Genomic DNA, 15,092 nt, shown 5'->3' on the forward strand with positions numbered 1-15,092 from the left:
CGTTAGGGAGCCAATTCGGTGGTCGACGACCATTCCCAGTCCGAACAGGAACCCCGTGAGGAGTGCGGCGTCTTCGGCGTCTGGGCTCCGGGTGAAGACGTCTCCAAGATGACCTACTACGGGCTCTACGCCCTGCAGCACCGCGGCCAGGAGGCCGCGGGCATCTCGGTCGGAGACGGGGCGCAGGTCGTCGTCTTCAAGGACCTCGGGCTCGTCAGCCAGGTGTTCGACGAGCAGGTCCTGCAGAGCCTCAAGGGCCACGTGGCCGTCGGGCACTGCCGATACTCCACCACCGGGTCCACGACCTGGGAGAACGCGCAGCCCACGTTCCGCACCACCGCCGCCGGTTCGGGGCTGAGCCTCGGCCACAACGGCAACCTCGTGAACACCGCCGAGCTGCTGGAGAAGGCCAAGAGCCTCGGCATCGTCGAGCGCAACGGCGCCACCACCGACTCGGACATCCTCTGCGGCCTGCTCGCCCACGCGGCGGCCGACAAGGGCATCGAGCAGGCCGCGCTGGAGCTGCTGCCGACGGTCAAGGGCGCGTACTGCCTGACGTTCTCCGACGAGTCCACCCTGTACGCGGCGCGTGACCCGCACGGCGTGCGCCCGCTGGTGCTCGGCCGGTTGGAACGCGGCTGGGTCGTGGCGAGCGAGACCGCGGCGCTCGACATCGTCGGCGCGAGCTTCGTGCGCGAGGTCGAGCCCGGTGAGCTGATCGCGATCGACGGCGACGGGCTGCGGTCCACCCGCTTCGCGACCCCCGAGCCCAAGGGCTGCATCTTCGAGTACGTCTACCTGGCCCGGCCGGACACGACGATCTCCGGGCGCGGCGTCCACGCGACGCGCGTCGAGATCGGCCGCCGCCTGGCCAAGGAACACCCGGTCGAGGCCGACCTGGTGATCCCGGTGCCGGAGTCCGGCACGCCCGCCGCCATCGGCTACGCGCAGGCCAGCGGCATCCCGTACGGGTCTGGTCTGGTCAAGAACGCCTACGTCGGCCGGACGTTCATCCAGCCGTCGCAGACGATCCGCCAGCTCGGCATCCGGCTGAAGCTGAACCCGCTGCGCGACGTCATCCGGGGCAAGCGCCTGGTGGTCGTGGACGACTCGATCGTGCGCGGCAACACCCAGCGCGCGCTCGTGCGCATGCTGCGCGAGGCCGGTGCGCTCGAAGTGCACGTGCGGATCGCGTCGCCGCCCGTCAAGTGGCCGTGCTTCTACGGCATCGACTTCGCCTCGCGGGCGGAGCTCATCGCGAACGGCCTGGACGACGACGGCATCCGCCGCTCGGTCGGCGCCGACTCGCTCGGGTACGTGTCGCTGGAGCAGCTCGTCGCGGCCACCGAACAGCCCAAGTCGCGGCTGTGCTCGGCCTGCTTCGACGGCGAGTACCCGATCGAACTGCCGCAGGACGCGCTCATCGGCAAGCACCTGCTCGAGGGGCTCAAGGGCGTGTCGGGCTCAGCCGCTCCCGTTCTGGCGAGCGGCTATGGTGCCGAAGACGCCTTGCGTCGTCCCTGAGCTCCCAGATCCAAGTGGAAGAAGTTGACGTGACCGACAGCGCCAAGGCCACCTACGCCGCCGCCGGAGTCAGTATCGCCGCAGGTGACGAGGCGGTGGAGAAGCTCAAGCCGTGGGCGGCCAAGGCGCACCGGCCCGAGGTGCTCGGTGGCATCGGTGGCTTCGCCGGCCTGTTCCAGCTGAAGCTCGACCGCTGGAAGGAGCCGATCCTCGCGTCCTCCACGGACGGCGTCGGCACCAAGATCGCGATCGCGCAGGCGCTCGACAAGCACGACACCGTCGGCATCGACCTGGTCGCCATGATCGTGGACGACCTGGTCGTGTGCGGCGCCGAGCCGTTGTTCGTGCAGGACTACATCGCGGTCGGCAAGGTCGTCCCGGACAGGATCGCGTCGCTGGTCAAGGGCATCGCCGAAGGCTGTGTCCAGGCCGGTTGCGCGCTGCTCGGCGGCGAGACCGCGGAGCACCCCGGCCTGATGGGCGACGACGACTACGACATCTCCGGCACCGGCGTCGGCGTGGTCGAGCACTCCAAGCTGCTCGGCCCCGACCGCGTCCGCGACGGCGACGTCGTGATCGCGATGGGCTCGTCCGGCCTGCACTCCAACGGCTACTCGCTCGCCAGGCACGTGCTGCTGGAGATCGCGCGGATGCCGCTGGAGGGCCACGTCGAGGAGTTCGGCCGCACCCTCGGCGAGGAGATGCTGGAGCCGACCAAGATCTACGCCAAGGACTGCCTGGCGCTGATCGCCGAGACCGAGGTCCGCGGGTTCTCCCACGTCACCGGTGGTGGCCTGGCCGCGAACCTGGCCCGCGTGCTGCCGGAGGGCCTGCACGCGACGCTCGACCGCGGCACCTGGACGCCCGCGCCGGTGTTCCAGCTCATCGCCCAGCGTGGCCGCGTGGAGCGCGAGGAGATGGAGAAGGCGTTCAACATGGGCGTCGGCATGGTCGCCGTCGTCGCACCCGAGGACGTCGACCGCGCGCTGGCCGTGCTCACCGCCCGCCACGTGCCGGCGTGGGTGCTCGGCGAGATCACCAAGTCCGAAGAGGGCGGCGCCGCACTGGTTGGCGATCACCCCCGTTTCTGAGGCAACCTCCTGACTCGGTCGTCGCGTACTAAGCGGCGACCGAGGAGGGGCACTTGGACCGCGACCGCGAGTTCGGGGAGTTCGTCGACGCACGCGCGCTCGTCATGCGTCGCACGGCCTATCTGCTGTGCGGTGACTGGCATCGAGCCGAGGACATCGTCCAGCAGGCGTTGATCAAGATGTACGTCGCGTGGTCGCGCGTGCGCAAGGACAGCGTCGACGCCTACGCGCGCAAGGTGCTGGTGCGCACCGCCATCGACGAGACCCGGCGCGGGTTCTTCCAGCGCGAGCGCATCGTCGACGCCGTGCCGGAGAGCGCGGTCACGGACGCCACCACGGATCTCGACCTCCGCCGTGCCCTCGGCGCGTTGCCCGCGGGACAACGCGCCGTCGTCGTGCTGCGGTACTGGGAGGACCTGAGCATCACCGAGACCGCCCGCATCCTCGGCAGGACGGAGGGCACGGTGAAGAGCCAGGCCGCCAAGGGCCTCGCCGCGTTGCGCGACCTGCTGGAGAACGAGCCGGCGTCGCGGATCTACACCTCAGAGGTGATCCGCAGGGGCAGGACCAAGCTCGTCCGCCGGCGCACGGCGATCGCGGGGGCGATGGTGTTCACGCTGCTCGCCGGGGCCGGCGTGACCGGGTACCTGGCGGCGATGCCGCACGAGGCGTCGGCACCGGCGACGTCCCAGGACGCCGGGGGTGTGGTCGACCGCAACGCAGAGCTGACCAAGGTGCTGCGCAGGCAGTACGCACTGCCTGCCGGTGTCACCGCCGAGGACGTCCCCGAGATCAGGGCCGGTGCGTTCGTGTTCTTCACCCGCGACACCAACACGCCCGACAACAAGCGACGAGCCGTGGCCAGGCTGCGGGACGCACAGGGCGTCGGCGGCGTCACGATCGCGATCGGCCGTGCCACGAGCCCCGACCCGGGCAACTGCGACGATCCGTCATGCCGCATCGAGGAACGTGACGGCATCAGGATCCGCAGCATCCAGCTGCCGAGCACGACCCCGGGTGCGCAGGTCGTGTACGTCGACGCCATCCGCCCCGACGGCACGAGCATCATGCTCAGCAGCGACAACATCGGCCGCTTCAGCAACGGGGTGTGGGGCGATCCGGACATCGGCGGCGCTCCGCAGCGGTCCGCGCCGCTGCTGGACCGCGAGGAGCTGATAAAGATCGCGACACTTCCGGGTCTGACCTTCTAACCTGGAGGCATGAACGACGTGACCGTGACGAGGACGCTGGTGCTGCCGGCGTCCGAGTTGCGCGAACGTTTTTCCAGGTCAGGTGGGCCGGGCGGGCAGGGAGTGAACACGGCGGACAGCCGCGTGGAGCTCTCGTTCGACCTGGCTGCCTCGCCGTCGATCCCCGCTCACCTCAAGCAGCGGATGCTCGACCGGCTGGCCGGCAGGCTCGTCGACGGCGTGCTCACGATCGCCGCCTCCGAGCACCGCGCGCAGCTGCAGAACCGCGCCGCCGCCCGCGAACGCCTCGCCGTGATCCTGCGCGAGGCCGCCGCGCCGCCGCCTCCGGTGCGCAGGGCGACCAAGCCCACCAGGGGTTCGCAGGAACGCCGCATCGCCTCGAAGAAGCGCCGCGCGGACACCAAGCGCGGCCGCGGCCGTTCAGGCGCCTGGGATTAGCGCGTAGATTCGTTCCGGCCGCCCGGTTCCGCCGTATCGCAACCGGACCTCGGCCCGTCCCATCGACACGAAGTGCTCCAGGTACCGGCGCGCGCTGACCCGTGCGACGCCCGTCGACGAAGCGCACTCCGACGCTGACAGCCCTTCCGGGTGTGAGCGCAGCGCGTTCTCGACGAGCCGCGCGGTCTCCGGAGTCAACCCCTTGGGCAGCAACGGTTTCGAGCTGGGCCGAGCGCCGAACACCTGGTCCACGTCCGCCTGCCCGGCCGAGTCCAGCCGGTGCAGCTTCTCCCGCAACGACGCGAAGTGCGCGAGCTGGTCGCGCAGGGCCGAGTAGTCGAACGGCTTGATCAGGTAGTGCAGCACCCCACCGCGCATCGCACTGCGCACGGTCTCGACGTCGGTGGCCGCTGTGATCACGATGACGTCCACGTCCTCGTTGGCGCGCAACGACTTCAGCACCTCCAGGCCGTTCACGTCCGGCAGGTAGACGTCGAGCAGCACGAGGTCGGGCTTCAGCTCCCGCACCAGCCGCAACGCGTCCCCGCCGGTGTGCGCGACCCCGACGACCTCGAACCCGCCGGTGCGCGCGACGTAACCGCTGTGCACCTTGGCCACCATGAAGTCGTCGTCGACGACCAGCACCCGGATCACCAGGGCAGCCTTGCCGTGAAGACCGAACCGGACACGCTGACCGAACCGCCGCGCCGCAGGCACGCCCGCCTGATCAGCGCGAGCCCGATGCCGCGTTCGCCGTGCGATGCCGCCTTGGTCGTGAACCCGTGCCGGAACACCTCGTCGGCGAGTTCCGGCGCCACGCCGGGACCGGAGTCGCGCACCACGACCTGGACCTCTTCGTCCAACTGCGTCACACCTACCTCGATCCACTTCCCCGCGCCGTTCGTGTTCAGCGAACCCAGCGCGTCCAACGCGTTGTCGACGAGATTCCCCAGCACCATCACCAGGTCCGCCGACAACGCCTCGTCGACCCTGCCCAGCACGCTGTCCGGGCCCATCCGCAGCGCCGTGCCGCGTTCGGCCGCGAGCGACGCCTTGGCGATCAGCAGCGCGGCCACGGCGGGGTCGCCGATCGACTCGCCGACCTCGGCCCGCCACTGGTCCTGCGCCGAGCTGATCTGGTGAATGTAGTTGGTGACCTCGTCGTACTCCTTGAGCGCGATCAGCCCGGCGATGGTGTGCAGCCGGTTCGCGAACTCGTGCGCCTGCGCCCGCAGCGTGTCCGTCGCGTGCTGTGAGGCGTCGAGTTCATGTTGCAGCGCAAGGAGTTCCGTGCGATCTCGCAACGTCACGACGGCACCGTCGCCGCCCTCGATCGGCATGCGGTTCAACGTCAGCACGACGCCCTGCCGCAGCACCAGCTGGTCGACGCCGGTCGCCCGGCCGGTCAGCACGTCGCGCAGCCGGGCGTTGAGCTCCAGCTGTTCCACCGAGCGGCCGACCGCGTCCTCCGGCAACGCCAGCAGGTCGCTCGCGTGGTCGTTGACCAGCGTGATGCGGTGCTGCCCGTCGAGGCCGACAACGCCCTCCCGGATGCCGTGCAGCAACGCCTCGCGGTTCTCGACCAGCGCGGTGATCTCGTGCGGCTCCAGCCCGAGCGTCTGGTTCTTCACCCGGCGGGCCAGCAGCAACGACCCGGTGACGCCGATGATCAGCGCGATCGCCAGGTAGCGCAGCACGTCGACGGGCTGCTCCAGCGCTCCGGCGAAGACCCCGGGGTTCTCCGCACCCGCGATCACGATGCCGTTGACCCGGCGGCTCTGCGGGTCGAACACCGGCACGTGCGCCTCGATCGAGTCGCGGACCGTGCCCGTCCAGGACCTCCCCTCCAGCGCGGTGGTCCTGGTGTCCAGTGTGGACCCGATCTGGGACGGGTCCGGCGAGGCGATCACGAGCCGCTTGTCGTTGAGGATGAGCACGTAGGAGGCACCGGACAGGCTGCGGGCGGTCTCGGCGGGCGCGGACAGCTCGCGCCAGTTGCCCATCCGCTCCTGGACCAGCGAGTTCGCGGCGACGGTCTCGGCGACCGACAGCATCCGGCGTTCCTCGTTGGAGCGAAAGTTGTTGCCCGTCTGGACGACTGTCAGCGCGCCCACCGCGCCCAGTAGCAGCGTGACGACTACGAGTTGCCATGCGAGGAGCTGACTGGCCAGGGAACGGCGGCGACGCATGAGACCTCCCGTGACCAGAAAGACCGAAAGAAACCTTAGAAGCGCAAGAGCGACATCAAGGTTTACACCAGAGCAACATGTCCAACCACGCGGACGAGAGGCGGGGATCACAGTGTCGGTGAAGGTGTGGGTGGCGGTGGCGGCGGCGTTGCTCGCCGTCCTGCTCGTGCCACCGCTGCTGACGCCGGGTGCGGACAGCGGCGAAGGCAGTCAGGTGCGGGCGTTGCGGGTGCTGGTGCCGAACGCGCCGGGCGGCGGTTACGACATCACGGCGCGCACGGCGGCGAAGGCCATGGAGGACGCTGACCTGCTGCGCAACGCCGAGGTGTTCAACCTCCCCGGCGCCGGCGGCACGGTCGGACTCGGCCGTACGGTCGGCGAGCGCGGCAACGGCAAGCTGATCATGTCGATGGGCCTGGGCGTCGTGGGCGCGGTGTACACGAACAAGTCGCCGAACTCGCTGCTCGACACCACGCCGATCGCGAAGCTGATCGAGGAGCCGGACATCGTCGTGGTCGCGAAGGACTCGCCGTACACGTCGATGCAACAACTCGTCGACGCCTGGAAGGCCAACCCCGGCACCGTGACGGTCGGCGGCGGTTCGGCTCCCGGCGGTCCCGACCACCTGGCGCCGATGCTGATCGCCAAGGCCGTGGGCCTGCCGCCCAAGACCGTCAACTACATCCCGTTCGACGGCGGTGGCGAACTGCTGGCGTCGGTGCTCGGCGGCAAGGTCGCGTTCGGCGTCTCCGGCGTCGGCGAGTACCGCGACCAGATCCAGGCCGGCACGTTGCGGGTGCTCGCGGTGACGAGCAAGGACCGCATCGAGGGCGTCGACGCGCCGACGTTGCAGCAGTCCGGTGTGGACGTCGAGTTCACCAACTGGCGCGGCATCGTCGCTCCTCCGGGCATCTCGCCGACCGACAAGGCGAAGCTGGTCGAGGTGTTCCAGAACCTCCAGAAGACGCCGCAGTGGAAGGAAGCGCTGCAGCGCAACGGCTGGACGGACGCCTTCGCGCCGGGAGACGAGTTCAGGACCTTCCTGGAAAACGAGAACAAGCGGGTGGCAACGGTGCTCAAGGACTTGGGGCTGGCATGACGACCGTGACGAAACCGGAGCGCAGGAGCTGGCTCCGCGACCACTCCGAGCTGGGCATCTGCGCCCTGCTGGTCGTGCTCGGCGTGCTGGTGCTCACCGACGCGCTGCGCATCCCCACCGACTTCGCCCAGCGCGGCCCGGTCGGCCCCAAGGCCGTGCCGATCCTGGTCGGCTCGCTGCTGCTGCTCGTCGCCGCGCTGCTCGCCCGCGACGTGCTGCGCGGCGGCAAGGGCGAGGCGGAGGCCGGCGAGGACGTCGACCTGTCCGCACCCGCCGACTGGCGCACGGTCCTGCTGCTGTGCGGCGCTTTCCTGGCGAACGCCGTGCTGATCGGCGTGGTCGGGTTCCCGATCTCCGGCGCGATCCTGTTCTGGGGCGCGGCCTACGCGCTGGGCAGCCGCAACCTGGTGCGCGACCCGTTGCTCGCGGCCGGCCTGTCGATCTTCACCTTCGTGGTGTTCAACAACCTGCTCGGCGTCCCCCTGCCCGGTGGCCCGTTGATGGAGGTGTTCTAGGTGGAACAACTGCTCGACGGCTTCGCGACCGCGCTGACGCCGACACACCTGCTGCTCGCCGCGATCGGTGTCCTCCTGGGCACCGCGATCGGCGTCCTGCCGGGCATCGGCCCGGCCATGGCGGTGGCCCTGCTGCTGCCCGTCACCTACGGCATGGAGCCGACCGGCGCGTTCATCATGTTCGCGGGCATCTACTACGGCGGCATGTTCGGCGGTTCGACCACGTCGATCCTGCTCAACACACCGGGCGAGAGCGCCGCGGTCGTAGCGGCGTTCGAAGGCAATCCCATGGCCCGCAAGGGTCGTGGTGCGCAAGCGCTTGCCGCCGCTGCCATCGGCCACTTCACCGGCGGCATCATCGGCACGATCCTGATCGTGCTGCTGGCCCCGTTCGTCGCCAAGCACGCCGTCGACATCGGCGCGCCCGACCTGTTCGCCGTGATGGTGCTGGCGTTCATCGCCGTCACCTCGGTGCTCGGCGCGTCCCGCATCCGCGGGTTCGCCTCGCTGCTCATCGGCCTGACGCTCGGCCTGGTCGGTCTCGACGAGATGACCGGCCAGCAGCGCCTCACGTTCGGCTCGCTGCACCTCGCCGACGGCATCGACATCGTCGTGGTCGCGGTGGCGCTGTTCGCGGTCGGCGAGGCCCTGTGGGTAGCCGCCCACCTGCGCCGCAAGCCGTTCGAACCGATCCCGGTCGGCCGCCCGTGGCTGTCGAAGGCGGACCTCAAGCGCACCTGGAAGCCGTGGCTGCGCGGCCCGGTGATCGGGTTCCCGTTCGGCGCGATCCCGGCCGGCGGCGCGGAGATCCCGACGTTCCTGTCGTACGTGACGGAGAAGCGGCTCTCCAAGCACAAGGACGAGTTCGGCAAGGGCGCCATCGAGGGCGTGGCGGGTCCGGAGTCCACGGCCTCCGCCTCCGCCGCGGGCACCCTGGTCACGATGCTGACGCTGGGCCTGCCGACCACGGCGGTCGCGGCCGTCATGCTCGCGGCGTTCCAGCAGTACGGCATCCAGCCGGGCCCGTTGCTGTTCCAGCGCGAGTCAGGCCTGGTGTGGGCGCTGATCGCGTCGCTGTTCATCGGCCTGACCCTGCTGCTGGTGCTGAACCTGCCGCTCGCGCCGCTGTGGGCGAAGCTGCTGCGCATCCCGCGTCCGTACCTCTACGCGGGCATCCTGTTCTTCGCCTCGGTCGGCGCCTACGCGGTCAACGCGGACATCTTCGACCTGCTGCTGATGTTCGTGATCGGCCTGCTGGGCTTCGGCATGCGGCGCTACGGCCTGCCGGTGCTGCCCGCGATCATCGGCGTCATCCTCGGCCCGGCCGCGGAACAGCAGATGCGCCGCTCGTTGCAGCTCTCGGACGGCTCGCTGACGGGTCTGGTCAACAGCCCGATGGCGGTCGTCGTCTACGTGGTCATCGTCGTGATCCTGTTCTTCCCGCTGCTCAAGAGGTTCCTGCCGAAGCCGCCCGCTTCGGCGGAACCGGAACGCGAGAAGGTCGACGCCTGATCGCACGCGAAAGCCCCCGCTCTCCCGGCGGGGGCTTTCGCTTGTCCCGGCTCAGCAACCGAGCGGGGGCTTTCTCATGCGCTGCGCACGATCAGGATCGCGAACGGTCTCTCGTCCTGCGGGCCGCGCACCGCGAGCTCGGTCTGCTCGCGCAACGTCGCCCAGAGCTCCATCACGCGGGCCACCTGCGGCTCCGGCATCCCGCAGATCGTCACGAACGCCCGCACCTGCTCGGGTTTCGTCGGCAGCTTGCCGCGCCTGAGCAACGAGTAGACCTGGCTGCGCGGCAGCCGTCTGCCCGCCCGGCGGTGGACCTCCGGCAGGGTCAGGCCGGACCGGACCTGGATCGTTCGCAGCAGCTCGACGAACTCGGCTTCGGTCGCCGCCCGCAGTTCGGCGGTCGAGGTCGCGATCAGCGGCTGCACGGGCGGCGGGTCGATGCCGAGTTCTGTTCCGAGAATCGCGTTCATCTCGCGGTACGCCGCGATCGCCTCCGCGCGCCTCCCCGGTCTCGACAGGCCGAGCAGGAGCTGCGGCCAGAGCCGGTGCAGGCGCTCGAGCGGATCGCCCTCCGGGTAGGTCACCGCTGCTCTTCCGGCCAGATCACCACGGGGTTCACGGGCGGCAGCGGGCCGAACCTCGCGGTGAACGGGCGGCTGCGGCCCAGGGTGACCGTCACGGCCAGCACCGCGGCCGTCGTGGACACGGCGACGACCGGCGAGTGGTCGTGCGCGAGCATCCACGCGGTGAAGATGAACGCGGCCGTCGCCAGCATGACCGTGCTGGCGCCGGAGGTGGAGCACCGCCGGCGCGGGTGAAGAGCCCCGTTGTAAGGGGTGGTGGTCATCAGAAACTCCTGGATGGGGTCGGCGCAGGCGTCACCGCGCGCCGGGGTGGACCAACTGATTTGCGGAACAGCGAAAAGCCGGATGTGTGGAAAGCGTCCGTGCGGGCAATTGGCGTTGCCACCGGACCCGGCGACATAACGGCTTGAGCACGAGCATGTCACTCACACGGGTGATTGCCAACTGAATCGCCGTCCAGGTTTTTCATGTCCCCCGTGCAACGGTGTCCAGCTCCGTCCAACAAGGTCCAACTGGCCAGTTTCTGACCACTTTTCCGCAGTCGCTGACCACGAGGTGGTCGATTGGTCGTATTGTCCGCGTCCAATGACGTCCAACTCCCTGGCCGGAGCTGTGGCGGGCCGTTAGGCTCGCGAGCGCGCCGGAATGCTATTCCGGTGGCGAGAAACCCCTGGCCGAGCTTTGGACCAGCTGAGCAGCGGGGTACGGCCTCCCGTTGGCGCGGGAGGCCGTCACGCGCCGCCACTGCTCCACCCAGCCGTCGAGCGCCTCAGGCGGCTCTCCGCAGCCGGTCAGGAAGGCTCTCAGCGGTTCTTCCTGCTTCGGGGGCCGGTAGGTGCACATCGCGTGTGCGCTGCTCTTCGCCAACGCGAGGTCGCCCGCGTTGATCGAGACCTGCCGGCACGACAGCTCTCTCGATGTGCGCAGCTGGTTGAGTGCGCGGACGAATTCGATTCGGGTGGTGGCGCGGCATGCCGTCGCGAACGGACTGTCGTCCTCGCTGGGCGACATCGTGTTCGGTCCTCCTGCTGAGGCGTTCTTCTCCCTTTGTGCGGGTGTAACGAACGGGGCGGCGCCCGCGAAAAGGGAGCGGTGTTCGACAGTGTGAACGCGGATCTTACCTCCGTGTCCAGCACCTTTGTCGAACCGATCAGTCGTGTCCTGATATTCCAAGATCAGCGAAACTGCGGACGATTTCAGCAGGACAATCGTTCGCTTAGTTCATTTCTCCAGATCAGCGAGTCGTTCGGGTCGTCATTGGTTCGTACCAAATGCGAACGGCCGCCCCGTTCGCCTGAGGCGGACAGGGCGGCCGTTGCTCCGAACGGATCAGCCGTGGGTCGGGAAGCCCAGGTTCACGCCGTGCTGCTGCGGCCACCGGGCCGTGACGGCCTTGGCCCGCGTGTAGAACTTCACGCCCTCAGCCCCGTGCACGTGCGTGTCGCCGAACAGCGAGTCCTTCCAGCCGCCGAACGAGTAGTAGGCCATCGGCACGGGAATCGGCACGTTGATGCCGACCATGCCGACGTGCACGCGCCGCTGGTACTCGCGGGCGGCAAGCCCGTCACCGGTGTAGATCGCCGTGCCGTTGCCGTACTGGTTGGCGTTCACCAGTTCCAGCGCGTCCTCGAACGTCTCCGCGCGCACGACCGTCAGCACCGGCCCGAAGATCTCGTCGGTGTAGATCGTCATGTCGCGGGTGACGTGGTCGAACAACGTCGGCGCCAGCCAGAAGCCGTTCTCCGCACCCTCGGGCGCGTAACCCCGGCCGTCCACGACCAACGAGGCGCCAGCGGCCTCACCCGCGTCCACATAGGACCGGACGCGGTCCCGGTGCACGCCGGTGACCAGCGGTCCCATCTGGGCTGAGGGATCAGTGCCCGGCAGCACGGACGGGTGCAGGTCGCGGGTCCGCGAGGCGATCTTCTCGACGAGCTCGTCGCCCGTCTCGCCCACGGCCACGACAACCGAGATCGCCATGCAGCGTTCTCCCGCAGAGCCGTAGCCCGCGGAGACCGCGGCGTCGGCGGCCACGTCGAGGTCGGCGTCGGGCAGCACGACCATGTGGTTCTTGGCGCCGCCCAGGGCCTGCACGCGCTTGCCGGCCGCCGTGCCGCGCGAGTAGACGTGCCGGGCGATCGGGGTCGAGCCGACGAACGACGCGGCGGCGACGTCCGGGTGGTCCAGCAGCGCGTTGACCGCGAAGGCGTCGCCCTGCAGCACGTTCAGCACGCCGTCGGGCAGTCCGGCCTCGCCGAACAGCTCGGCCAGCCTGATGGACGCCGACGGGTCGCGCTCGGAAGGCTTGAGCACGAACGTGTTGCCGGTCGCGATGGCGATGGGGAACATCCACATCGGCACCATCACGGGGAAGTTGAACGGCGTGATGCCCGCGACGACGCCCAGGGGCTGCCGGAACGAGTACGCGTCGACACCGCGCGAGACCTGCTCGGAGTGCTCGCCCTTCAGCAGTTGCGGGATGCCGCAGGCGAACTCGACGACCTCGAGGCCGCGCTGCACCTCACCGGACGCGTCCGAGAGCACCTTGCCGTGCTCGGACGTGATGATCGCGGCGAGCTCGTCGCGGTGGGTGTGCAGCAGGTGGCGGTACTCGAAGAGGATCCGCGAGCGCGTCGACAGCGACGACTCGGACCAGGACTGCGCCGCCTTCAGCGAGGACGAGACCGCGAGGTCGACGTCCGCCTGCTCGGCCAGCACGACCTGCGCGGCGACCTCACCGGTGGCGGGGTTGAAGACGTCAGAGGTCCGGGACGACACCCCGGTGGTGCGGGCGCCGTCGATCCAGTGGGGGATGGTGCTCAACGCGGTCCTCCTGGGGGAGCTGTCGTGCTGCGGACTACGAGCGAGGGGTTGAGGAGATGGCGCACGGGTTCGGTGCGCTCTTCACGGACGCGCTGCAGGAGCGCGTCGGCGGCCAACCGGCCGAACTCGGCACGGGGCTGGTCGATCGTGGTCAACGAGATGTGGCGCAGAGCCGCCAGCGAAGTGTTGTCGTACCCCACAACGGAAACGTCGGACGGCACGCGCAACCCGGCGTCCTCCAAAGCGGAGATCGCGCCGACGGCGTTGAAGTCGTTGCAGGACAGGATGGCCGTGGGCAGAGCATCATCGTCGAGCAGCCCACGGATCGCCCGCGCCCCGGCAGCGTCCGTGTACTCGGACGACACGACCTGCGGCACGAGCCCGTGGGCTTCCATTGCGGCGACGTACCCGCGCCGCCGAGGGCTGGCCTGTGTGCCCTCCCCGCCGTCCAAATGAGCAATGCGCTTGTGCCCCAATGAAACCAGGTGCTCGACAGCCAGTCGTGCGCCCGTCTCGCCGTCGTCGTTCACGGTATCCACAGTGGACACGCGCGACGACCGGGCCACGAGCACCACCGGAAGTTGTTCGGCGGCCTTGCCGATCGCGGTCGCCGGCACCACAGGCGACAGCAGGATCAGCCCGGCGGGCCGGAAGGACAGCAGCGATTCCAGGGCCCGGCGCTCACGGGCGGGAGAGCGGCCGCCGGTGTTGATGATGATGTCGAACCCCTGCTCGCGCGCCACCTCGTCGATGCCGTCCACGACCTCCGCGAAGAACGCGTTGTGCAGGTCGGACACCATCACGCCGAGAACCGTCGACGTGCGCGAGGCCAGTGACCGCGCCATGGCGTGCGGGGAGTACCCCAGTTCCTCCGCGGCCTTCAGCACAGCGCTGCGTCGCAACTCGCTCACCTTGGGTGAACCGCGCATCACCAGCGACACCAGTGCGCGGGACACGCCCGCCCGCAGAGCGACGTCTTCCATCGTCGGCCTGACCACTTCGCAACCACCTCCCCTCTTGACACCCTGTGGCCGAAGTTACAGGGTTAGAGCGCTCCAACCAATAGAGCGCTCTAACACATCTCGGCGATGAACAGGGGAAACCTGCGATGCGGATCGGAGTAGCGGGTGTCGGCAGGATCGGCACCATGCATGCGACCAACCTCGCCGCACTGGATCGAGTCGACGAGGTGCTCCTCTTCGACCCGGTACCCGGCAGGGCAGCGCAGGCGTCGGCCGACCTCGCCGGGACCAAGGCGGTGGACGACCTCGACAGCCTCCTGGGCAACGTCGACGGCGTCCTGCTCGCCACCCCGACGAACACCCACCCCGAGATGCTCCGCGCGGCCATCGCGCAGGGCGTCCCCACGCTGTGCGAGAAACCGATCGCGAGCGACGTCGCCGAGATGGCCGCGCTGATCGCGGACGTCGAGAAGTCCGGCGTCGAGGTGCTCGTGGGCTTCCAGCGCCGGTTCGACCCGGCCGTCTACGAGCTCCACCGCCGCATCCGCGCGGGCGAGGTCGGCGACATCTACCTGGTCAGGGCCGTCGGCAACGACGCGAACCCGCCCGACTTCTCCTACCTGCCCGCCTCCGGTGGCATCTTCCGCGACCTGCTGATCCACGACCTGGACTGCGTGCCGTGGCTGGTCGGCCAGCCGGTGGTCGAGGTCTACGCGAGCGGCTCGGTCCTGGTGCACCAGGCGTTCGCGGACGCCGACGACGTGGACAACGCCGTCGTGATGCTGAAGTTCGAGGGCGGCGCGCACGCCACGCTGGCCGGCGGACGGCACGACCCGGTCGGCTACGACCACCGCATCGAGGTCCTGGGTAGCAAGGACTCCCTGGTCGCGGGCGTCGACGCGCGCACACCGCTGAACTCGCTGGAGCCCGGCGGCCACGTCGCCGGACCGGACGCCTACCCCGGTTTCCCGGAGCGCTTCCACCGCGCGTACGTCAACGAGATGAACCTGTTCACGCAGGTCATCAAGGGCGAGGTCGCGAACCCGTCCCCGGCGCGAGAGAGTTTGATCAGCCTGCGCCTGGCCGAAGCTTGTGAGCAGTCGCGCCGCAGTGGCGCACCGGTGCGGATCGAGGGGAACTAGGC

The 15,092-nt window shown here is 69.4% G+C and carries 14 protein-coding genes and 1 pseudogene; 8 read left to right on the forward strand and 7 right to left on the reverse strand.

Annotation, left to right across the window (positions count from 1 at the left end):
- The first annotated feature begins 18 nt into the window (after window positions 1-18).
- The 4 genes and pseudogenes from purF (at window position 19) to arfB (ending at window position 4,264) form a co-directional block, all read left to right on the forward strand.
- On the forward strand, window positions 19-1,524 hold the full coding sequence (purF, locus tag DFR72_RS17840) for an amidophosphoribosyltransferase (protein WP_090066113.1): 1,506 nt from the start codon (window positions 19-21) through the stop codon (window positions 1,522-1,524).
- A gap of 29 nt (window positions 1,525-1,553) precedes the next feature.
- On the forward strand, window positions 1,554-2,615 hold the full coding sequence (purM, locus tag DFR72_RS17845) for a phosphoribosylformylglycinamidine cyclo-ligase (protein ID WP_090066112.1): 1,062 nt from the start codon (window positions 1,554-1,556) through the stop codon (window positions 2,613-2,615).
- A 53-nt stretch (window positions 2,616-2,668) separates the two neighbouring features.
- Window positions 2,669-3,127: pseudogene (locus DFR72_RS47900) on the forward strand (SigE family RNA polymerase sigma factor); the annotation flags it as partial.
- A 708-nt stretch (window positions 3,128-3,835) separates the two neighbouring features.
- Complete coding sequence (arfB, locus tag DFR72_RS17855; protein ID WP_090066111.1) at window positions 3,836-4,264, forward strand: alternative ribosome rescue aminoacyl-tRNA hydrolase ArfB; 429 nt, start codon at window positions 3,836-3,838, stop codon at window positions 4,262-4,264.
- On the opposite strand, the gene DFR72_RS17860 is transcribed toward arfB, so the two are convergent.
- Together DFR72_RS17860 and DFR72_RS17865 are read right to left on the reverse strand one after the other, a co-directional pair.
- Window positions 4,247-4,918 carry a response regulator gene (locus tag DFR72_RS17860; RefSeq protein WP_090066333.1) on the reverse strand — a complete coding sequence of 224 codons (672 nt, stop codon included), beginning with the start codon at window positions 4,916-4,918 and terminating at the stop codon, window positions 4,247-4,249. The two genes, arfB and DFR72_RS17860, sit on opposite strands and share 18 nt — an antisense overlap.
- On the reverse strand, window positions 4,915-6,453 hold the full coding sequence (locus tag DFR72_RS17865; RefSeq protein ID WP_090066110.1) for a sensor histidine kinase: 1,539 nt from the start codon (window positions 6,451-6,453) through the stop codon (window positions 4,915-4,917). Before DFR72_RS17865 ends, DFR72_RS17860 begins: the two co-directional genes overlap by 4 nt.
- A 130-nt stretch (window positions 6,454-6,583) precedes the next feature.
- Between DFR72_RS17865 and DFR72_RS17870 the strand changes: the two genes are divergently transcribed.
- From DFR72_RS17870 to DFR72_RS17880, 3 genes are read left to right on the forward strand one after another with little or no spacing between them, the layout of a single operon-like run.
- Window positions 6,584-7,552 carry a Bug family tripartite tricarboxylate transporter substrate binding protein gene (locus DFR72_RS17870; protein ID WP_245983175.1) on the forward strand — a complete coding sequence of 323 codons (969 nt, stop codon included), beginning with the start codon at window positions 6,584-6,586 and terminating at the stop codon, window positions 7,550-7,552.
- A complete protein-coding gene (locus tag DFR72_RS17875; RefSeq protein ID WP_030477830.1) occupies window positions 7,549-8,067 on the forward strand; it encodes a tripartite tricarboxylate transporter TctB family protein in 519 nt (172 codons plus the stop codon). The genes DFR72_RS17870 and DFR72_RS17875 overlap by 4 nt, the downstream gene beginning before the upstream one ends.
- Entirely contained in the window at window positions 8,068-9,579 is a 1,512-nt protein-coding gene (locus tag DFR72_RS17880) for a tripartite tricarboxylate transporter permease (protein WP_090066108.1), read from the forward strand.
- A gap of 74 nt (window positions 9,580-9,653) precedes the next feature.
- On the opposite strand, the gene DFR72_RS45590 is transcribed toward DFR72_RS17880, so the two are convergent.
- The 5 genes from DFR72_RS45590 to DFR72_RS17900 form a co-directional block, all read right to left on the reverse strand.
- Complete coding sequence (locus DFR72_RS45590) at window positions 9,654-10,163, reverse strand: BTAD domain-containing putative transcriptional regulator (RefSeq protein ID WP_170176305.1); 510 nt, start codon at window positions 10,161-10,163, stop codon at window positions 9,654-9,656.
- Window positions 10,160-10,426, reverse strand: a complete 267-nt coding sequence (locus tag DFR72_RS45595) for a hypothetical protein (protein WP_170176306.1) — start codon at window positions 10,424-10,426, stop codon at window positions 10,160-10,162. Before DFR72_RS45595 ends, DFR72_RS45590 begins: the two co-directional genes overlap by 4 nt.
- A gap of 385 nt (window positions 10,427-10,811) precedes the next feature.
- Complete coding sequence (locus DFR72_RS17890) at window positions 10,812-11,174, reverse strand: hypothetical protein (protein WP_090066106.1); 363 nt, start codon at window positions 11,172-11,174, stop codon at window positions 10,812-10,814.
- Between the two features lie 318 nt (window positions 11,175-11,492).
- Window positions 11,493-12,986 carry a CoA-acylating methylmalonate-semialdehyde dehydrogenase gene (locus tag DFR72_RS17895; protein WP_090066105.1) on the reverse strand — a complete coding sequence of 498 codons (1,494 nt, stop codon included), beginning with the start codon at window positions 12,984-12,986 and terminating at the stop codon, window positions 11,493-11,495.
- Complete coding sequence (locus DFR72_RS17900) at window positions 12,983-13,969, reverse strand: LacI family DNA-binding transcriptional regulator (RefSeq protein ID WP_425459894.1); 987 nt, start codon at window positions 13,967-13,969, stop codon at window positions 12,983-12,985. The genes DFR72_RS17895 and DFR72_RS17900 overlap by 4 nt, the downstream gene beginning before the upstream one ends.
- A gap of 125 nt (window positions 13,970-14,094) precedes the next feature.
- Here DFR72_RS17900 and DFR72_RS17905 point away from each other — a divergent pair, with 125 nt between their 5' ends.
- On the forward strand, window positions 14,095-15,090 hold the full coding sequence (locus DFR72_RS17905; RefSeq protein ID WP_090066103.1) for a Gfo/Idh/MocA family protein: 996 nt from the start codon (window positions 14,095-14,097) through the stop codon (window positions 15,088-15,090).
- Window positions 15,091-15,092: the final 2 nt, after the last annotated feature.

This window comes from Lentzea flaviverrucosa, assembly GCF_003350445.1.
Classification (GTDB): Bacteria; Actinomycetota; Actinomycetes; order Mycobacteriales; family Pseudonocardiaceae; genus Lentzea; species Lentzea californiensis.

What these genes read in the sequence shown, in the direction of transcription:
- DFR72_RS17905 (WP_090066103.1), top strand. Translation starts at nt 14,095, where the DNA reads ATGCGGATCGGAGTAGCGGGTGTCGGCAGGATCGGCACCATGCATGCG.
- DFR72_RS45595 (WP_170176306.1), bottom strand. Translation starts at nt 10,426, where the DNA reads ATGACCACCACCCCTTACAACGGGGCTCTTCACCCGCGCCGGCGGTGC.
- DFR72_RS17875 (WP_030477830.1), top strand. Translation starts at nt 7,549, where the DNA reads ATGACGACCGTGACGAAACCGGAGCGCAGGAGCTGGCTCCGCGACCAC.
- DFR72_RS17900 (WP_425459894.1), bottom strand. Translation starts at nt 13,969, where the DNA reads ATGGAAGACGTCGCTCTGCGGGCGGGCGTGTCCCGCGCACTGGTGTCG.
- DFR72_RS17890 (WP_090066106.1), bottom strand. Translation starts at nt 11,174, where the DNA reads ATGTCGCCCAGCGAGGACGACAGTCCGTTCGCGACGGCATGCCGCGCC.
- DFR72_RS17865 (WP_090066110.1), bottom strand. Translation starts at nt 6,453, where the DNA reads ATGCGTCGCCGCCGTTCCCTGGCCAGTCAGCTCCTCGCATGGCAACTC.
- arfB (WP_090066111.1), top strand. Translation starts at nt 3,836, where the DNA reads ATGAACGACGTGACCGTGACGAGGACGCTGGTGCTGCCGGCGTCCGAG.